Source organism: Sodalis ligni (genome assembly GCF_016865525.2).
Taxonomy (GTDB): Bacteria; Pseudomonadota; Gammaproteobacteria; order Enterobacterales; family Enterobacteriaceae; genus Acerihabitans; species Acerihabitans ligni.
In genome coordinates, this window is sequence record NZ_CP075169.1 from 969,542 (window position 1) to 988,706 (window position 19,165).

Annotated in this window: 18 protein-coding genes, 1 tRNA gene and 4 pseudogenes; 10 read left to right on the top strand and 13 right to left on the bottom strand. The window is 53.3% G+C overall.

The annotated features are described in order from the left end of the window. Nucleotides 1–11: 11 nt before the first annotated feature. The 6 genes and pseudogenes from prfB to GTU79_RS04525 all read left to right on the top strand — a co-directional run bounded on the left by prfB (nt 12) and on the right by GTU79_RS04525 (nt 4,311). A protein-coding gene (gene prfB / locus GTU79_RS04500) for a peptide chain release factor 2 (protein WP_214513720.1) occupies nt 12–1,158 on the top strand; the annotation gives its coding sequence in 2 pieces (ribosomal slippage) (nt 12–86 and nt 88–1,158; 1,146 coding nt in all). After that, nucleotides 1,110–2,631 (top strand): annotated as a pseudogene (gene lysS, locus GTU79_RS04505) (lysine--tRNA ligase). The gene prfB and the pseudogene lysS overlap by 49 nt, the downstream one beginning before the upstream one ends. Before the next feature lie 181 nt (nt 2,632–2,812). Continuing rightward, a tRNA-Gly gene (locus GTU79_RS04510) sits at nt 2,813–2,886 on the top strand. A 367-nt stretch (nt 2,887–3,253) separates the two neighbouring features. Next, the gene (locus GTU79_RS04515; RefSeq protein ID WP_253073624.1) at nt 3,254–3,382 is read left to right on the top strand and encodes an ash family protein; all 129 of its coding nucleotides are present in this window, start codon (nt 3,254–3,256) and stop codon (nt 3,380–3,382) included. Between the two features lie 68 nt (nt 3,383–3,450). Next, nucleotides 3,451–3,624 carry a hypothetical protein gene (locus tag GTU79_RS04520; protein WP_203522743.1) on the top strand — a complete coding sequence of 58 codons (174 nt, stop codon included), beginning with the start codon at nt 3,451–3,453 and terminating at the stop codon, nt 3,622–3,624. Nucleotides 3,625–4,043: 419 nt separating this feature from the next. Continuing rightward, nucleotides 4,044–4,311 (top strand): annotated as a pseudogene (locus GTU79_RS04525) (helix-turn-helix domain-containing protein). Nucleotides 4,312–4,614: 303 nt separating this feature from the next. Here GTU79_RS04525 and GTU79_RS04530 read toward each other — a convergent pair. The 5 genes and pseudogenes from GTU79_RS04530 to GTU79_RS04550 all read right to left on the bottom strand — a co-directional run bounded on the left by GTU79_RS04530 (nt 4,615) and on the right by GTU79_RS04550 (nt 8,045). Continuing rightward, a pseudogene (locus tag GTU79_RS04530) lies at nt 4,615–5,873 on the bottom strand (cytosine permease). 135 nt (nt 5,874–6,008) lie between these two features. Continuing rightward, a pseudogene (locus GTU79_RS31280) lies at nt 6,009–6,143 on the bottom strand (hypothetical protein); the annotation flags it as partial. 286 nt (nt 6,144–6,429) lie between these two features. Beyond that, nucleotides 6,430–6,843, bottom strand: a complete 414-nt coding sequence (locus GTU79_RS04540) for a GNAT family N-acetyltransferase (RefSeq protein ID WP_203522742.1) — start codon at nt 6,841–6,843, stop codon at nt 6,430–6,432. Between the two features lie 257 nt (nt 6,844–7,100). Further along, a complete protein-coding gene (locus GTU79_RS04545; protein ID WP_203522741.1) occupies nt 7,101–7,592 on the bottom strand; it encodes a DUF302 domain-containing protein in 492 nt (163 codons plus the stop codon). Between the two features lie 78 nt (nt 7,593–7,670). Further along, entirely contained in the window at nt 7,671–8,045 is a 375-nt protein-coding gene (locus GTU79_RS04550) for a hypothetical protein (protein WP_203522740.1), read from the bottom strand. A 203-nt stretch (nt 8,046–8,248) separates the two neighbouring features. Between GTU79_RS04550 and GTU79_RS04555 the strand changes: the two genes are divergently transcribed. Both GTU79_RS04555 and GTU79_RS04560 read left to right on the top strand, forming a co-directional pair. Next, nucleotides 8,249–8,821, top strand: coding sequence for a TetR/AcrR family transcriptional regulator (locus tag GTU79_RS04555; RefSeq protein ID WP_203522739.1), 573 nt, complete (start codon nt 8,249–8,251; stop codon nt 8,819–8,821). Between the two features lie 239 nt (nt 8,822–9,060). Then, on the top strand, nt 9,061–9,342 hold the full coding sequence (locus GTU79_RS04560; protein ID WP_203522738.1) for a type II toxin-antitoxin system PemK/MazF family toxin: 282 nt from the start codon (nt 9,061–9,063) through the stop codon (nt 9,340–9,342). Here GTU79_RS04560 and GTU79_RS04565 read toward each other — a convergent pair. Continuing rightward, nucleotides 9,293–9,583, bottom strand: coding sequence for a hypothetical protein (locus GTU79_RS04565; RefSeq protein ID WP_203522737.1), 291 nt, complete (start codon nt 9,581–9,583; stop codon nt 9,293–9,295). The genes GTU79_RS04560 and GTU79_RS04565 overlap by 50 nt on opposite strands. A gap of 185 nt (nt 9,584–9,768) precedes the next feature. Here GTU79_RS04565 and GTU79_RS04570 point away from each other — a divergent pair, with 185 nt between their 5' ends. Next, nucleotides 9,769–10,734: a GlxA family transcriptional regulator gene (locus GTU79_RS04570; protein WP_203522736.1), complete on the top strand. Its 966-nt coding sequence runs from the start codon at nt 9,769–9,771 to the stop codon at nt 10,732–10,734. Nucleotides 10,735–10,874: 140 nt separating this feature from the next. Here GTU79_RS04570 and GTU79_RS04575 read toward each other — a convergent pair whose 3' ends face one another. The 6 genes from GTU79_RS04575 to GTU79_RS04600 all read right to left on the bottom strand — a co-directional run bounded on the left by GTU79_RS04575 (nt 10,875) and on the right by GTU79_RS04600 (nt 16,354). Then, nucleotides 10,875–11,435 (bottom strand): RNA polymerase sigma factor, encoded by a 561-nt coding sequence (locus GTU79_RS04575; RefSeq protein ID WP_243701464.1) that lies wholly within the window; start codon nt 11,433–11,435, stop codon nt 10,875–10,877. Continuing rightward, nucleotides 11,435–11,800: a hypothetical protein gene (locus tag GTU79_RS04580; protein WP_132923323.1), complete on the bottom strand. Its 366-nt coding sequence runs from the start codon at nt 11,798–11,800 to the stop codon at nt 11,435–11,437. Before GTU79_RS04580 ends, GTU79_RS04575 begins: the two co-directional genes overlap by 1 nt. Nucleotides 11,801–11,913: 113 nt before the next feature. Beyond that, nucleotides 11,914–12,873 carry an ABC transporter permease gene (locus tag GTU79_RS04585; RefSeq protein WP_203522735.1) on the bottom strand — a complete coding sequence of 320 codons (960 nt, stop codon included), beginning with the start codon at nt 12,871–12,873 and terminating at the stop codon, nt 11,914–11,916. Beyond that, entirely contained in the window at nt 12,870–13,850 is a 981-nt protein-coding gene (locus GTU79_RS04590) for an ABC transporter permease (RefSeq protein WP_203522734.1), read from the bottom strand. Before GTU79_RS04590 ends, GTU79_RS04585 begins: the two co-directional genes overlap by 4 nt. Continuing rightward, nucleotides 13,843–15,324, bottom strand: a complete 1,482-nt coding sequence (locus GTU79_RS04595) for a sugar ABC transporter ATP-binding protein (protein ID WP_203522733.1) — start codon at nt 15,322–15,324, stop codon at nt 13,843–13,845. The genes GTU79_RS04590 and GTU79_RS04595 overlap by 8 nt, the downstream gene beginning before the upstream one ends. 97 nt (nt 15,325–15,421) lie before the next feature. Beyond that, nucleotides 15,422–16,354: an autoinducer 2 ABC transporter substrate-binding protein gene (locus GTU79_RS04600; protein WP_253073625.1), complete on the bottom strand. Its 933-nt coding sequence runs from the start codon at nt 16,352–16,354 to the stop codon at nt 15,422–15,424. A gap of 427 nt (nt 16,355–16,781) precedes the next feature. On the opposite strand from GTU79_RS04600, the gene GTU79_RS04605 reads away from it, so the two are divergent. Then, on the top strand, nt 16,782–17,669 hold the full coding sequence (locus GTU79_RS04605; protein ID WP_132923319.1) for a LysR family transcriptional regulator: 888 nt from the start codon (nt 16,782–16,784) through the stop codon (nt 17,667–17,669). Here the strand turns inward: GTU79_RS04605 and GTU79_RS04610 are convergent. Further along, the gene (locus tag GTU79_RS04610; protein ID WP_203522732.1) at nt 17,651–18,913 is read right to left on the bottom strand and encodes an MFS transporter; all 1,263 of its coding nucleotides are present in this window, start codon (nt 18,911–18,913) and stop codon (nt 17,651–17,653) included. The genes GTU79_RS04605 and GTU79_RS04610 overlap by 19 nt on opposite strands. Nucleotides 18,914–19,165: the final 252 nt, after the last annotated feature.

The following is a 19,165-nucleotide window of genomic DNA, read 5'->3' on the forward strand; positions in this document are numbered from 1 at the left end:
AAATGACACTCATGTTTGAAATCAATCCGGTAAAAAACCGCATCCAGGACCTGTCTGAACGGACGGAAGTTCTCAGGGGGTATCTTTGACTACGATCTCAAGAAGGAACGTCTCGAAGAGGTCATAGCCGAGCTGGAACAGCCTGGCGTCTGGAACGAACCCGAACGCGCGCAGGCGCTGGGCAAGGAACGCTCCTCGCTGGAAGCCATTGTTGAAACCATCGATCAGATGACCCGCGGACTGGACGATGTCTCCGGCCTGCTGGAACTGGCGGTGGAAGAAGACGACGAAGAAACCCTTAACGACACCGTGGCCGAGCTGGACCAGTTGGAAGCCAAGCTGGCCCAGCTGGAATTCCGCCGCATGTTCTCCGGCGAATACGACAGCTCCGATTGTTATCTTGATATCCAGTCCGGCTCCGGCGGCACTGAAGCGCAGGACTGGGCCAGCATGCTGATGCGCATGTATCTGCGCTGGGCGGAAGCCCGCGGCTTCAAGACCGAAATCATCGAACAGTCCGACGGCGAAGTAGCCGGCATCAAATCAGTGACCATCAAGATCATGGGCGAATACGCCTTCGGCTGGCTGCGCACCGAAACCGGCGTGCACCGCCTGGTGCGCAAAAGCCCGTTTGATTCCGGCGGACGCCGCCACACCTCCTTCAGCTCGGCGTTTGTCTATCCGGAAGTGGACGACGATATCGATATCGAAATCAACCCGGCGGATTTACGCATCGACGTATACCGTGCCTCCGGAGCCGGGGGCCAGCACGTTAACCGTACCGAATCCGCGGTGCGCATTACCCATCTCCCCACCAATATCGTGACCCAGTGCCAGAACGACCGTTCGCAGCACAAGAACAAAGAACAGGCCATGAAGCAGCTCAAAGCCAAGCTGTATGAGTATGAGCTGCAAAAGAAAAACGCGGAAAAACAAGCGCTGGAAGACACCAAGTCAGACATAGGCTGGGGCAGCCAGATCCGCTCTTACGTCCTGGACGATTCCCGTATCAAGGACCTGCGTACCGGCGTGGAAACACGCAACACGCAGGCGGTGCTGGATGGCGATCTGGATAAATTTATTGAAGCAAGTCTTAAAGCCGGGCCAAGATGTCTGAATCACAATCACAGGAAGGTGCCCCCCAGGCGCTGGATTTAAATAACGAATTGGACCGCCCGCCGCGAAAAGCTGGCGCAGCTGCGCGAGTCGGGTAATGCGTTCCCGAACGATTTTCGGCGCGACACCACCTCCGACAAGCTCCATGCCGCCTATGACGGTAAGTCCGCCGAAGAGCTTGAGGCCCTGGGGGTGGAAGTCAGCGTCGCCGGCCGCATGATGACCCGTCGTATCATGGGTAAAGCCTCGTTCGCCAATCTCCAGGACGTGGGCGGCAATATCCAGCTTTATGTCGCCCGCGACGAGCTGGCGGAAGGCGTTTACAACGAACAGTTCAAAAAATGGGATCTGGGGGATATTCTCGGCGCCCGCGGCCGGGTTTTCAAAACCCGCACCGGCGAATTATCGATCCATTGCACCGAGATTCGTCTGCTGACCAAAGCCATGCGCCCGCTGCCGGATAAATTCCACGGCCTGGCCGATCAGGAAACCCGCTACCGCCAGCGTTATCTGGATCTTATCGCCAACGGCGAATCCCGCCACACTTTCAAAGTGCGCTCGCAGATCATGGTGGAAATCCGCCGCTTTATGGTGGACAACGGCTTTATGGAAGTGGAAACCCCGATGATGCAAAGCATCCCCGGAGGCGCCGCCGCCCGTCCGTTTATTACCCACCACAATGCGCTGGATATCGATATGTATCTGCGCATCGCGCCGGAGCTCTACCTGAAACGCCTGGTAGTGGGCGGCTTTGAACGGGTGTTTGAAATCAACCGCAATTTCCGTAACGAAGGTATTTCGCCGCGCCATAACCCCGAGTTCACCATGATGGAACTCTATATGGCCTACGCGGATTACCGGGATTTGATCGTGTTGACCGAAGACTTGTTCCGTACCCTGACGCAGCGGGTCTTGGGCAGCAGCAAGGTGGAATATGGCGATCATATCTTTGATTTCGGCCAGCCCTTCGTCAAGATGACCATGCGGGAAGCCATTTGCCATTATCGGCCGGAAACGAACCCCGCCGATTTGGACGACATGGCCAAGGCCAGCGCCATCGCCGAATCCTTAGGCATCCATGTGGAAAAAAGCTGGGGCCTGGGCCGGGTGCAAACCGAGATATTTGAAGAGACCGCTGAAAGCCACCTGATCCAGCCGACCTTCATTACCCAATACCCGGCGGAAGTGTCGCCGCTGGCGCGCCGCAACGATGAAAACCCGTTCTTTACCGACCGGTTTGAATTCTTTATCGGCGGCCGTGAAATCGGCAACGGTTTCTCCGAGCTGAACGACGCCGAAGATCAGGCGCAGCGCTTTTCCGATCAGGTCCGCGCCAAGGATGCCGGCGACGACGAAGCCATGTTTTATGACGAAGACTACGTCACGGCCCTGGAGCACGGCTTGCCGCCCACCGCCGGCCTGGGCATCGGCATCGACCGGATGATCATGCTGTTCACCAACAGCCATACCATCCGCGACGTGATCCTGTTCCCGGCGCTGCGCCCGCAGAAGTAAGGCGGTTGCCCCATCCGGTCAGGATGGGGTTCCCGGCAGGAGCGTATTGGCAATCCCAAAGGGCCGTCTAAAAATCGCCGGCCCTTTTGTTTGGCGATAATCGTTTAAAACTCACGCAGTTAGTCGCCGGACCGCTTGTCAGCCGCCGACATAAGGTTATAATGCTCTGCGCGTTTCTCCCGCGGGTGTAGTTCAATGGTAGAACGAGAGCTTCCCAAGCTCTATACGAGGGTTCGATTCCCTTCACCCGCTCCAAATTCTCCTGCTATTCCAGCATCCATAAGCTAAAAGATCAGCTTTTCTATATGGATAAATTCCTTATTACAGCTTTTTGAGTCCCACAACAGTTTCGATCATTATCGACTGTATTCGATACGGCTAATCGCTCAAAACATGGATTTCAATTTTACTGTAACGGCTATCGCATAAGCAGTGGAAAGTCTGATATCTGATTGCATGTAATTGAAAAATTGGGTTATAGTCACCTTGCTACGGCTCAATCCGTAGTCGGGGTTAGCAGCCTGGAACACTACTGGCGATATTGCATGCAAAACGCATGCTCTTGGTCGACGCTTTGGCACACCATAATGAACGCAGTTTAAAATTGTGTTTATCTATGTCTATGGTGGCTCAGGTGAGGCAGCCCTCGGGCTGGCCGGTTTCCAGTAGTGCCGGTACTGCTAACCTCGTCTGGGCTACCACCCATGGGATTAGCAGCTCTGGTGGTAGTTTTCATCATAAACTACTGTGAAGCGATTCTATGCCTAAGATACGTTCTTTACCTTCCCCTCCGATTAATCAATTACGGGGGAAAGCATAATGTTTGATAACACACATCTCACCATTGAAGAAGTTGTCGACCATTGTCGCGCCCTGACTCATGCCATTAGTGAAATTCAACATCCGGTGTACAGAGAATTGCTGCTATTTATACTCTTTGAACGACTGGAATTACTTAACCTTACGCTGGAAATGGAAATTCAGGAGGAGTGATTTCTGGATTAACTATTGACGGTTTAAGATAATGCCTTATCTGAATAAACTAATGTTATTTGATATGTTATGAAATAATTCTATTAAGGCGTTTTAAAACGAAGTCACCATAAAATAGAATCATGGGGGTAATATCTATTTTAGAACTTCCCTTTTAGTTGCTATATACAAGGAAAATTTGATCGCTTAAATATAGAGTTGGATATTTAATGAACAATAGTAAGCTATTGTTAATGACCATCACAATTAAAATCAAATGTCAATGTCCGTTTTGTTTGGTGTTTGAAATCCCGAAAAGTACATACTGTAGACATGCAAATCGAGTAGTCATCACCCTGTATATTTTAATTTATTAATGATTATGCATAGGAAAAATCATCTACCTGCGGGTTGCATGTGTCGTCAGGCAGGTTAATTTTATGGAGGTAGTGAAGAATAATGAAAAAGACTGGCACCCGGCAGACATCATAGCGGCCCTTCGTAAAGAGGGTACCACTCGCGGCCGTATCTCGTAAGGCGGGCCTCAGTTCAAGCACATTGGCAAACGCCTTGGTTCGTCCTTGGCCTAAAGGCGAATTTATTATCGCTGATGCGCTCAGTGTTCATCCGGCTGAAATCTGGCCAAGCCGATATTACGATGCGAACTATAATTTAATTGATCGATATATGTTAATAAGGAAGAATTGAAACCGCGTTTAATTTTATTACGCAATTACGATGCTTAAATCAGAATGCCGCATGTGTATAGGATGGATTTGGACGTGCCCTAGGTAGGCGCCTATTTACTATAAACTTATGGCGATGGTATTATGTCACTCGCAGGATGATGCTTGTATAAATATTTGATTATGTCTTCTACAATTTTGTCATTTTATTTCCGCGATGCAATCAAGGCGATTCAGTATTTCAAAACACCACTATTTTAAAATACTGAATCATTTTTATAATTGACATTCACTGCTATCCTTTTCTTTAATATGAAATGGTATTTCACTTTTCAACACTCCAATAAGCTACTCCTGCAATCAATAGTGAATTGATGGATGGTATCCCAATGCTATTAATTGTTCCAGCGAGACTACCTGTTATGCACGCGAGAATAGCCGCCCATCCGATTAGTGGAGTGTTTGTATCTTCGGGTAACGTATTGTTCTGTCTGAGAATAGCGAATCTTTTGGTATTCTGCTTTACCATAAAATAGCCCACAACCATTACGCTGACTATTGGCGGGAAAACAATGCCAAGCAGCATAAGAAAATCGGCAAACCGCTCGAGTATCCCCAGTAAAGAAAGCATCGTGCCCATTAACCCAATACTGATAGTAATAGTCGTGTAGTTGGCTTTTTCCCGGTCAGAACTGAAAAGGTGTTTGCAATCCCTAGAGATGAGGAATAAAGATTCAGGTCATTAACCCTTAGCGTGGAGAATACTACCGCCAGTAGCCCAATGCCCCCGTAGCCTCAGCCATAATTGTAACCACATCTTCTGTATTCAAAACTCTGGACAGAATAATGGCCAAGCCATTAATCAGGTACTCACCTGCAAGAATCGTAAACAATGTCATTGACAATACATGGGTAGACTTTTCGCATACCTTGTAATATCTGGGGTCATAAGTGCTGCGACAATACAACCTCCCATAATTATGGTTATTGCGTCGGGGACAGATAAGGTTTCACCCTGTGGCGTAGATCCCGCTGCGGTCATCAGACACTGATGCGAGAGTATATGGAAGGAGATGAAAGTGATAACCGTAATAAAAAGCGGAACCGCTATGCTGGCTGTGATTTTAAGCGCCTTAATGCCGAATGCCACCAGAAATGTCAGAAATATCCCTGATACGGCAGCCGACAGGCCAAATCCCGGGACACCGTTCAGCGCGTGGTTGATACCTCTGGCAAACACCGCATTTTGCACCCCGAACCACCCTAACAAACTGACAGCAATCACTATACTGACCAGTACCGACCCGATACGCCCGAAGCCGCACCAGCGTGCAAGCACTGTACCTGGCAATCCCTCTTTCATACCCGCATAACCCAGGGCAAATGTCAGCGCGCCAAATATCAGACTTGCAATGGTAATAGCAATAAAAGCATCGGCCATAGTCATTGAATGGCCTAGGAGGGCACCAAGCATAAACTGATCGAGTGCGGTTAACATCCCTGCATGAACCAGCGCGATACCCAAAACGATAAACGGCATTCAGGTGGCACCCGGCCGATAATATACTTTTCAAAGTTATTCATAAAAAAGTAAACCATTTTTAGAATTGAAGATGGTATATAACTGTCCATCCTGTTGTTAATATAAAGTTCACGCAATTGTTTTATATTAAAATTGATTTTTTGAAATACTGAATATAACCGACATTTCACCGCGCATGAAGAAATATTTAGTATGTAGGAGATCTCCTTTCTGGTATATCCATGTATAATTAACCAGATAATCCCGATACAGTTACCATCACTTTCATAAATGGGTATTTTATCACTGATAAAGGGGTAGGCTTTGAACAACCATTCCAGTGATGTACTTCCAAAACGCTGACACTGCCTTTTTATTCATGGTAATCTGGTCGTGCTTTATTAGCTCATCATGTAACTCATGCCACTCAGCGGGGAACTCAATATCCAGTTTTCCTTCAATTGGGAAATTATCTGGCGTGTTAGTGTACTTTCTCGCGGGTGGATTCATATAAACGTGTCGTGATACTGCATCCTTTATACCCAAGGTTCATCGAGTTTCTCAATTAATGTGATAGTATTGCTATATCCATTTTCAAACCTAATAAAAATCCTTTTATTAGCGAAAAATCTTAAATAAATAGTGCCTCGAAAATTTATGTGCAAAGCCGCCAAGATTTCCATACTCCGAATAGCCAAGATTTTTATAAAACCCTAAAGCCTGGAAACTTAAGGTATCCACATACGCGAAGTGACAGCCCCTCATTCTCGCTTCTTCTTCAGCTGTTGTCATTAGTGTGCGTCCATAGCCTTTCCCCCGAGACATTTCCCCTATCCACAAATATTGTATCTCAAGCCCGCCCCACCAAGTTCTTGCAATTATTCCCCCTTGTAAATTACCAGTCGGATCTTTTAAAACTATCCTGAGCGGATGGATGTGAACCGGCGAGAATTGATGGTTATATCCCCACAAGCCATCAAGTATCTGCTTTTCTTCGCCCTCATCCGGTACATCGCTTAGTATTAATTCCATGGTAATACCTTCATAAAACATTATTGCTACTAATAATTATTCTTTGTCAAAAGACAATAAGCTTCAGTCTCATTAGAGTGTAACAAACAGATGTCCGTTAAAATTTAAACAAGATTGAAACACGAAGGTTTTGGGGTTGCACAATAATGAAAATTTTGAACTAAACAACACTAGCCGCAGGTATGCGCTCCCTCAACTTGCTGCGGTAGTTCATGAATATAAAACTTATTTTGCCAACGTCTATGCTTATCGGCCCTTCAGCCGGCCGCCTTCAAAAGCGCGGCTTCCAGCTCCCGGTCGAGGTAGCGCCCGATTTCGGTGACCCGTTCGTCGCCAAGCTGGCCGAAGAGCGTGGAGGGTTTGTCATATTCGAAAACGGCCTCCCCGCCGTCGGTTTCAAACAGCGCGACGCGGAGCGGCGCATAGAGCGCCGCGCCCAGATTATGACGCGTCATCGTCGAGGCGGTGATGGGATTGCCAATCTCATATTGGACGGCGTTGCGCTTATGCCCGGTTATCGCCAGCAGATCGCCGTGGTCGCGCTCGAGAAACATGAAAAGCTTGGGTCCGTTGTCTACAAAGTGCTTGATACCCTCCCGATCGCCGTTGCTCAGCATGACCTGGATATTCGCGTCGAGTATGGGAAGGTCGGCCTCGATGGCGGCTCGCACCTGTGGAAAGGGGCGCCGGGAGGTTATTCTGACGTGTTCTATAGTGATGGGTTTGGAGGTGATCGTCGCGGTGGTCATGATGGGGTGCCTTTTGAAAATGGGAGAAATGGACGCGGGATCATACTGGTGTCGCGCCGCTGCTTGATTGGGCAAGACTCAAAGGAACAGGTCTTCTCCGACGTCATTACCGAGCAGCGCTCCGAGCTGGCCGGACAGCGAAAGTACCGGGCCCAGAGGGCTCATGGTAATGGATACGCGGTGGACGCCGCCTTCCGCGTTGCGCTCGATGATGGCCACGCCGGTTAACGGCATTCCGTTGGTAAGCTCGGCTTCATATTGCAGAAAGCTGCGTGATCCGACGGTCTCGAGAAAAATCGGCGTTTGCGATTTGTACAGCGTGGCGACGGTTTCGATGAGCTTTTTGATGTTTTCGCGACCGGAAACAGGCCGGCGCAGGGCTGTACCTGTCATTTCGGCGTCAGATGTCAGGTCATCCAGGAACGGGTGGCGCTGATGCGCTTCATGGGCCATTTTTTTCTCCAGTCTGCTGGTACGGGTTCAGGTGTCGGGAAGCCGATTTCGTCGGCGCATAGTCAAATGCTATCGCTGCTCCAGTGGCGCGAACCACGCGCTGGCAAAACCATCGCGGGTGGTATAATGGATGCGATGATTATAATATAGCGATCGTTATTCTATGGTGCAATGCTTACCGTGGTATATTTGGAGAATGAGGAATGAGATATCCGCCGGATCAGAAGGCTAAGGCCAAGGAGGCCATCCTACAGGCGGGAGCGCAGGCTCTCAGGACGAACGGTTTCAACGGGATCGGCGTCGACGGTCTGGCGGCGGCGGCCGGCGTCACGTCGGGGGCTTTCTATTCAAATTTCCCGAACAAGCAGGCGCTGCTGGAGGGCGTCATCGAGTCTTGCCTGGGCAAGTCCTTTATCGATTCCAATACCGCAAGCGTCGCCGAGCGGCGGGATCTTCTCCGGCAATGGCTAACCGAGTACATCAGCGCCAGTCATCGGGAGAATCCGGCATCGGGCTGCGTCATGCCGACCTTGAGCGCCGATGTCGCCCGTGCCGCCCCGGCGGTCCGGGAGGCATACCGGCTCAGGATGGCGGAATTGATCCGCAAAGTGTCGGCTGTCCTTGGCGGCAACGAAGCGGATCGCGAACGGCGGGCATGGAGCATCGTTTCGATGATGGTTGGCGTGATTAGCATCTCGCGAGCCATGCCCGACGGCGAGGAGGCCAACCGCGCCATCCGCCATGCCCTTGAGACCGCCGTCTCGCTTATAGGCTAAGAGCATGCCGCCCGGAGAGGCCCGGACAGACCGGCGTTTCGCTCCGCTGGCAGGCATGGCGTTATTACGATGCCGAGCTGACGCTTGCGGCGGTTTTTGAGTCGAGATTGTTTATGATACGGCTTAACAAAGAGATCAATACCACCTGTTCCTGTGATTGATTCGGATGAGATCGCAGCGCTTAACGAAGATGTTAAAAAATTCACTCACTCGACGCTGGTGGGTTAGGAATACAAATAATGGTACAGGGAAGGATTCCTCGAAAAGGCGATATTTGGCATTTCGATCCCGATCCGGTTTTTGGCCGGGAACTTAAGGGAAAACATTATTGCATTTTGATAACTGAAGAGGCGTTGAACCGGGCCCTGGGCGTAGCAATATGCTGCCCTTTATCAACCCTTGCCGTCGGTGCGCGCTCGGCCGGCGATAAGGATGGTCGGTTTCATAATTCGTCGGCGCCTCCCGCGCTTATTAGTCTTGAAGCAGCATGCCAAGGGGGGCCAGCGGGCCGACCGACATGAACTCGTACTGCGCGAAGCCGTTGGTCACCAGGGGCAGCGCTTCAATGGTCGCCTTGGCCTTTTCCACCGACTCGACGTTCATGAGGAAGATCACGCCGGGTTTATCGGTGCGATACCAGAACTGCTCAAGGGTGCCGTCAAGGTAGTGTTTAAGCGTGTCGGGCACTTCCTTCGACATGACCTGCTGACGTTGCTCCGGCGACATGGGTTTGATGATGGTTCCTATAGAGATAACTTTCATGATGGTATTCCTTATGCGGGGTGGGTTGTAAGAAGGTTTGAGTCTAGGCTGAGGGACTGAATAACAGAACAGTCGTAAACGACATTTTTACTGCGATTTACGCCATTGGGCAGGTAAGAAAGACATCGTCTTTCGACTGTGACTCCGGTGTAGTCGTAAACGACAATTTTAAGGTCTTTTACGCCATGAGAATTTTTATACTTGCCCTGGACGGGGTGTTTGATACCGGGCTGACCGTGCTGCTTGACGCGCTCAGGCTCGCACACAAATTCGCGGCTCAGCAGATGGGGGGAGCGCTGACTTTCGAGGTGTCAATCGTCGGCATGAGAAAGAAGATCAAGACCAGCCACGGGCTGGCGATACCTGTGCAGGGGATAATGCCGGACGCTAAGCCGGACTGGGTGATCGTTCCGGCGCTCAATACCGGCAGTCCGGAGACGCTGATTCCGGCGCTGGGACGGCGGGACGTACGCCAGGGAATGGAGCAGTTAAGGAAATGGCACGCCAAAGGCGCCCATATCGCGGCTTCCTGTATCGGGACGTTTTTGCTGGCGGAAGCCGGGCTTCTCGATGGGGGTGAGGCCACGACGACGTGGTGGCTCGCTCCGCTGTTTCGGCAGCGGTACCCGAATATTCTACTCGACGAAACCCGGATGCTCGTGCCGTGGGGCAGGATTGTTACCGCCGGGGCCGCCATGGGCCATCTGGATCTTGCCCTCTGGCTGGTACGCAAGTACAGCCCGGAGCTGGCGGCGGTGGTTTCCCGCTACCTGCTCGCCGACTTCCGTTCCTCACCGGCGCCCTACATCATTCCCAACCATCTGGCGCAGGCGGATCCGGTCATTCAGCGCTTTGAGCGGTGGGCGCGGGATCATCTCAAGGAAGGTTTTTCGCTGGCGGAGGCGGCAGGCGCGCTGGCCACTAGTCCCAGGACATTGCAGCGGCGCTGCCAGGCGGTGCTCGGTAAATCGCCGCTCTCCTACTTTCAGGACCTGCGTGTGGAACGGGCAAGATCCCTTATCCAGGGGAGCAGCCTCGATCTGGATACCATAGCGACCGAAGTGGGCTATGTTGACGGAACCACGCTAGGCACGCTGCTGCGCGAACGCCTGGGACGGGGGGTGCGTGAGCTTCGCGCCGATCTGCGTTGATTCAGGCCGCTGACAAACATACTCGGAGTCGATTTGGCAGCCTGTCTCGACCGGGCACTATGTCAACAAGCGCAAACCGTCTCGTTTTACGGGCGGTTTTTTCGCCGCCATGCATGCTTTTTCCCTGCGCATTCGACCGGTCAGGAGCCCGTCACCGCTTCATACAGCACCTGCAGCCGCAGGCGCAAAAACAGTACTGCCTGGTGCTTGCGTGATAGCAGCGTTTCAACGGCGGTACCGGTTTCCTCGGCAAGCTGCTTGAAGGAGTAGCCCTGCAGCTCGGTTTTTTCAAATGCCTCCCGCTGCGCCGCCGGCATATCTTCCAGCGCCAGCGCCAGTTCCTCCCAAACCAGCTGGCGCAGGTAGTCGTCCTCGGCGCCGCTTTGGGGATTGAACAGTATCTCACCCAGTTCTTCTCCGGCGGGCCACTCGCTGTCGAATTCGTCGGAGAGCGGCAGCTCGCGCTTTTTACGCGACCGGTCGATAAGCTCGTTGCGGGCGGCGCGATATAGCCAGGCGGCTACCTGCTCAATGGGGTGCAGATAGCTATCGGCCTTGAGCAACTGATAGCTTACTTCCTGATAGACATCTTCCGCATCGGCGATATTACCGGTACGTCCGGCGATAAACGCCCGCAGCCGCTGCTGGCAGCCACGCAGCGCAGCCATCAGGACGTGGCGCCGGTCTGCGGCGTTAGTCATTAGGCCTGGCCGTTGTCGTCGGTGCGCGGTTCATTGTCCCGATCCCTATGGTGGCAGCGTCCATGCCAGCGTCCGTGCCAATGGCCCGCGCCGCGCTGTTTGATAAAGGCTTCACGCTCCTCGGGACTCATCGCCATCCAGCGCTCGCGCATTTCTTGTCTTCTGCGAGCGAACATGCCGTGGCCGTGAAAGCTGCCGAACAGGATTTTACTGAGGATAAGCAATCCCAGCGCCTGGAAAAAGCCAATGCTCTTGACGCCGAAAATTACCGGCAGCAGCGCATTCCACAGCAGCATCACCAGCGTGGTGACGGCGGCGACAGCCACCACGGCCATAACCAATATCTTAAACTTGCGATCTCTCATGTTGTCCACTCCATACGGTTCAGATACAGAGGTAGACGAATCAGCCGGGAAAATATTTGCGTCGGCGACAGTTTTTTTATTTATTTGCCGGCAGAAGAGTAAGCCGCCAATGGCTACCGGCCGAAATAAGGCAGCCGGCCGCCCTTGAGAAAAAGAAACGCCAGCAACAGACCGCCCCACAGCGCCATTGTGATGTAACTGCTTATTCCCATGATATTTAGTCCGCTTTCCAGCATTTGCAGCAGGATCAGCGCCAATACCATACCGACAATCTTGCCGAAGCCGCCATCGGGATTAACGCCTCCCAAGACCGCCGCCAGGATACTGGTCAGCAAAAAGGATTCGCCGTAGCCGGCTTTGGCGGAGTTCAGCTTTGACATCATCATCAGCGCGGCCACCAGGCACAATAGCGAGGAGATAATATAGGTTGCCATAAGCGTGCGCGGCGTATTGATGCCGGAGTAATGGGCCGCCCGCTGGTTGGAGCCGATAAGGTAGATTCGCCGGCCCAGCGGAGAACGCTCCAGCACAATCCACATAACAATTGCCACCAGCGCAAAAAGATACAGCGGCACCGGGATGCCGAACCAATTATTGCTGTTAAGCCACAGCACATAGGCGGGGAAATTGGAAATCGCCGTTCCCTTGGATATCAGGATGGTTATTCCCTTAAGCAGGGTCATGGTGCCAAGGGTAGCCAATATGGGCGAGACGCGGATAACGGCTATCAATATGCCGTTCAGCAGGCCGATGACCAAGGCCATGCCGATGCCGGCCAGCAGCATTAGCAGGGCGCTGCCCGCGGACGGGGCGAAATGGGTGGCCACCCACGCCATGACCAGGGCGCAGCAGTTGGTGGTGGCGATAATCGACAGATTGATGCCGCCGGTCAGCATGGTTACCGCCATGGCGAACGCCAGCACGCCCAGAACCGGCAGCTGTGAACCGATAGACTGGAAATTCGACGCCGACCAGAATACGCCCGGGATCTGCGTGCTGAAAACCACGATGATCAGCAGCAGCAAGACCACCAGATACACTTCCACATGGTCTTTTACTTTCAGGCTATTCATGACAGGATCTCCGATTTACTGCGCTGGCTCCAGGCGGTGGAGCTGATGCTGACCACGATGACCAGGCCGGTAATCACCATTTGCCAGTAAGAGGAAATGCCCATCAGGTTGAGGCCGTTTTGCAGCATGGCCAGCAATATGACCCCAAGCATCGTACCCAACAGCGTGCCGCGCCCGCCGATAATGCTGGTCCCCCCCAGCACCACCGCCGCCAGGACGGTCAGCTCATAGCCCAGCAGCGAGTCCGGGGCCACCGTCATGACGGTATAGGATTGCACCACCCCGGCGATACCTGACAGCAGCCCCATAAAACCATAGACGAACAGCTGCAGTTTGAAGATGCCGAAGCCCAGCCGGGAGGCCGCCTCGCGGTTGCCGCCCATGGCATAGATCTTGCGGCCGATGCTGCTGCGTTTCATCAACAAGCCGGTGACTATCAGCACCGCCAGCAAGGTCATGATGGGCAGGTTCAGTCCGTAGTCATTGCCGTCGGAAGCGGTAAAGGTGAATATCGTCAGTCCGTTTTCAAACCAGTCGGGATATTTATAAAGCCAGACCCCTTTGGAAAAGTAGAGCAGCAAGCCGTAAAAGATATTCAAGGTGGAAATGGTGACGATGATGGAGGGGACTTTGAGCCGGTTGACCAATACAGCGTTTATAAGACCCAGAGCCGTTCCGACGCCGCCGGCGATAAGGAACGCCACCAGGAAATTACCGCCGTATTTCAGCAGCGCGGTGACCATGACGTACTGGGCAATAATGGTCATGGGCGGAAATGAAATATCAATGCCGCCGGAGATCAGGACGATAAACAGCCCGCACGCCAGAATCATCAGCATGGCATAGTTGTTGACCAGGTCATAGAGGTTGCCGAAGGTCAGGAAATCATCGCTTTTCAGGCTGAAAACCACTCCCAGGATAAGGATAGTCAAGATAAGCAGCCCTTCATGGCGATACAATTCCGTTTTGTTAACCATTGACCACCTCCGCCAACGCCGCCTCGGTCGTCTGTGACGTAAGAAATTCAGCCACCAGCTCACCCCCACGCATCACCAGGATACGGTGGCTGTTATAATAGGCCTCCTCGATCTCGTCGCAAATCATCAACACCGCGATGCCCTGTTCGGCCAGCGCATTGATAATCTGGTAGATGCCCGCTTTATTGGCTATATCAACCCCCACCGTGGGTGAATCGAGGATCAGCAGGCGCGGACGGGTCGCCAGCCACTTGGCTATGGCCACCCGCTGGGCATTGCCGCCGGAAAGCGTATTGACCGGAAGCGACGTATCGTCCGACTTGATGGTCAGCCGGCGGATCATCTCATCCACCAGGCGCTGTACACGCCGCCGGTCAATAAGGCGCCAGCGGTCCTTCACCTGCGGCAAGACCGTCGAGATGATATTATCCCCGATGGACTGTTCCATGACCAAGCCGGTGCTAAGACGATCTTCCGAGACATAACCGATGCCCGCGGCAATGGCGTCGCGGTTGCTGTTGAAATGCACCGGCCGGCCGTCAATCTTGATCACGCCGCTGTCCGGACGGGTCAGGCCGAACAGGCTCAGGCACAGTTCGGTTCTCCCCGCGCCCAGCAGGCCGGTGATGGCGACGATTTCCCCCTGATGCACCTTGAGGGAAATATCATGATATTGGCCGCGGCGGCTTAACCCTTCCACCTCCAGCACCACCGGTTTACCGCCCGGATAAGGGGCCAGTACTTGGTAGTCGAACGCCAGGCCGGTCATCAGAAAAGCCAACTGTTTACTGCCCATGTCGGCCGCGGGGAAGGTCCCGATATGTACGCCGTCCTGCAACACGGTAATACGATCCGACACGTCCAACACCTCATCCAGGCGGTGGCTGATAAATACCACGCAGATACCCCGTTCCTTCAACTGGCGGATGAGCCTGAACAGCCCTTTGACTTCCGTCATGGTAAGCGATGCGGTGGGTTCATCCATGATAATCAGCCGGGCGTCCTGCGCCAGCGCCCGGCAAATCGCCACCAGCTGGCGCTGCGCGATGGAGAGCGTCTCCAGCTGCGCGTGCAAATCAAGGGTAACGCCGATATCATTCAGAGTATGCTGCGCCAGTTGATACAGGCGGCGCTTGTTCACCCAAAGATGCCGATGGTAAAGATTGATGGCGATATTTTCCGCCACGCTCAGGTTGGGGAATAAAGAGAGATCCTGGTAAATCACCTGAATACCGCGTTTGACCGATTCCGCCGGCGTCAAATGGGAGAACAGATGATCGTCAATGGTGATTTTCGCTCCGGCATCCGGTTGATAGACGCCGGAGATGATTTTAATCAGCGTCGACTTGCCGCAGCCGTTTTGCCCTGCCAGGCTATGCACCTCTCCGGGCAATAAGGTCAGGGCAATATCATTAAGCGCTTTCACCCCGTAAAACGTTTTGCTGACATTTTCCATAGCGATTAGCGGCTTCATTGCAACCTCATCATCAAGCGTCCAGGCGACCGGCCGGGGTCGCTGCGGTCCTGCTCCGGCCACTGCGTTGTCTCAGGATGTCAATTGCGGGAACCCATCAATACAGGCTATCGATATTGTCTTTGGTCACCAGCAGCACTTTATGGAACTTAATGACTTTCTTGTCGGTATCGACGTCTGCTTTGCCGATATTTTTGACTTCGTATCCGGACCCGATGTTTTCACCTTTAAGCAGGCTGGATGCCACCGCCGTGAGCGCATATCCCGCGGTTGCCGGATCGTAGGTAATCCCCTCGGTGATATCGCCGCTTTTGATCAGCGACGCGGCCTGGGACGGGATCATCATGCCGTAGACATGGACCTTGTTTTTGGCGCGTTTTTCTTTAACCGCGCGTCCCGCCCCAATGGGCCCCTGGGATCCGAAGGCAACAATGGTGTTCAGATCCGGATGGGCTTTCATCAGATCAAGGGTAGTGCGGCGGGAATCATCAATACTCTCCGACACCGGCATACGGCTGGGTACTTCATGCATATCGGGGTAGTGCTCTTTCTGGTATTTCACGAACAGGTCCGCCCAGAGATTGTGCTGGGGCACCGTCAGGCTGCCCACATAAAGCACATAGCCCCCCTTGCCGCCGTTGAACTTGGCCACTTGCTCAACGTTGTCGGCGGCGAACTGCTGGTTGTCGATGATCTCGATATCCCAATTGGCGCTGGGCTGGCCCGGCGATTCGTTGGTCAGCACCACGATGCCCGCATCGCGCGCTTTTTTGAATACCGGCTCCAGGACATCGGCGTCATTGGGCACGATGGTTATCGCGCTGACTTTTTTCGCGATCAGGTCCTCGATGATCTTTACCTGCTGCGGCGCATCGGTGCTGGACGGGCCTATTTGAGTGGCATTCAGCGAGAAATCCTTACCGCCCTGGGTGACGCCTTCACCCATGCGGTTAAACCAGGGCATACCGGCAATCTTGGAGATATTGACAACTTCCGGCTGTGCGGCAAGCGCGCCGGACGCGCTTATCATCAGGCCCAGACAGCCCGCGGTTAACCAATTCTGAAGGGCGTTTGTTTTCATTTTATAATCCTCATGCGTTAGGAGGGTAGGGATGGCCAGAGTAGATACAGATAAAAGGCAAGAATCTATATTTCTGAAAAATAAGAAAATTAATCATTATAGTTACAAGGGTTAATTAGGATTTACACAGATGAAACATTTGAAATATGAATTGTTACAGGCGAGTAATCTATATACATACTGGCTGAATATATGGATAAATAAGGCACTATTCGGGTTTAAGATTGAGCTCACAAAGCTATCAGTGGAAACTTTACAAAGGGAAATGAGGTGATACTTTTAAAACAGCCATGCCCAATATTACTGTCCCCGTTATGCGCCTTTGCGGCGACGTCCCGCCGCGCTGCCACGCCGCTTTGCAAGAGATGACCTGAACATGAAGGATTCGGATATTTCATTGACGGCAATACGCGCCTTGGTCGCTATCGGCCGTCATGGAAATTTTACCCGCGCGGCGGCTGAGCTGGGCATTACGCAAAGCGCGGTAAGCCGCCACGTGGCGAATTTGGAAGCGGTCGCTGACGGACCGCTTTTCGAGCGACGAGGCGCGACGGTTGTCTTTACGCCGCGCGGATCTCAATTTTACGAATCGGTCAAAGACGCCATTTCCACCATTGAACTGGCGACTCAGCAGCTGGCCTACCGCGGACATTCTCTTAACCGAATCCGGGTCCGGACTTCAATGCCGAGCTTCGCAACGGCTGTTATGGCGCCCTTATTGGGTGGCTACACGGAGCGAAACGACGTTCAAATCGATCTCTTTACCTCCCTGTCATTTCCATTGCCGCAGGATGAGTATGATGTTCTGATCACCCGAGACCTCGTCCTGCCGAACACAGAGCGCTGGGAATTGGCTCGCGAAGGTTTGGTGTGCGTCGCGTCGCCGGGCCTGGCGGCAATCGTCGCCGAAGGCAGCGAATCGGAAGCCTGGCCCATGATAGCCGCCCGCTCGCGTCCGGATGCCATCGCCAAATGGGCGGCGGCCCATAAACGGCAAGCGGACCGTCTGAGCGTCCGGGCCACCTATGACCACTACTTCCTGGCGGTGGCCGCGGCGGCAGGCGGCGCCGGTTTGCTGGTTGTTCCCCATCTGCTGGTGCGCGATCGATTGCGCGACGGCACGCTGGTGCTCATCGACGACGTGGTCGTTCAGTCCGGTGATGCTTACACGGCTTACGTCAATCCCCGCAGCCCCTATAAACAACATGCGCGTGCTTTTTGCCAGTGGCTGGACGAGATCCTGAATCAGCCCGCAGGAGAATGATGTTGGGCCGTTATTACCTTGAGCGGCAGCAATAGCGGCAAAATACACAGCAGTAATATCGCAATGACAATCAGCGTATGAGATATGCCCAACCGATCCCCCAGCAGCCCGTACACTAAAGGCATCACGGCGCCGCATCCCAATGATGCCGTATAAAAAACCGCAAATGCCCGGGTTTGCTGGCGGGGTTTGGCCAGTTCGCCCACGGTGCCGTAGAGCACGGACGATGTCCCGTTCAAGGCGATGCCCAAGGGCACCAGCAGCAGATAGATGGCCGATAAAGGGATTTGCGTGAGCGCCAGAATGATTCCCGCCGTAACGATTTCGCTGACGGCCACCGTCTTCAGTATGCCCAGGCGCGGAGCCAGGGTGCCGCATACCAGTTTACCCAGCGCGCCGCCAATAAAAATAACGGTCAGGGCAAAACCCACCTGAGTCGCCGAAGCCCCTTTGGACGCCAGCAGAAAGGGCAGGAAAGTGAGCGTGCCGGTACGGGTCGCATTATCCAGACTGCCGATGGTACACAATGAAGCGAATGCCCTTTTTCTCTGCGTTTCAGTAAACAGCGGAGCCCCCGAGTCAGCCGTTTGCGGCGCCGTGTCGTCTGATGCTGAAGGCCGCGGCGCCATGGTCTTGGGCAAGCGTTTTTCAGAAGATAACAACCCGCTCAGGCAACCGGCAATAAGCAAGCCCGCGACGGCAATCAGTTGAACCGAGTGGCCCCAGACGGTAATCAGCAGCAGGGCGGAAAGCGCGCTGGGAATGATGGCCTTCCCCACATCCCCGAAAAAATTGTAGGTACTCAGGGCCAGGCGCGCCTGCAAGCGGGGAAAGCTCTGCGAGATGTAACTGGATGACAACGGATGCTGGACGCTAGCCCCGACGCCGCCTAGAACGATCAAGCCCATTAGCACCGGCAGGGTAGTGGCGAACCCGTAGCAGAATATCGCCGCCGTAAGCAGCAGGGTTCCGCCGATAAGAACCCTTTTCTCGCCGGCGACTCTTCCGAGCTCGCCGGCCGGAATTTGCAGCGCCGACATGGCGCCGGAAAACAGCATCTTCAACAGCCCCACCTGCGCCAGCGACAACCCGAACTGCTGCTGCCATATCGCGAACAGCAGGTAGTGCATGTCTGTGGCGCCGTCATGGAACAGGTGCGCCAGACTGGTGGCGCCGAGTATCCGTCTGCTCTGTGATTTTGACGCGGCGCCGTCGATAAATACCTCACTACTCTGCCGAGACATTCAGCGGCCCCCCTTTTTTCAATTTATCCATTACCAACATGCCGAACCGACTGCCTGGCGTTGCGCCGGTGGGTCTGGTTGATTGAATTCTCTTCCTCAATGTGCGCTTCTCTTCATCTACATCGCGTCTGATGCTGGTTGTCATCAAAGTGTCATAATGGAACATGATATGTTTCAGCGCCAATAATTTTTACTTCTGGGTAAATTTGAAAGTGATATTATGATAAAAACAGATGGGTCTATGATTAAAAT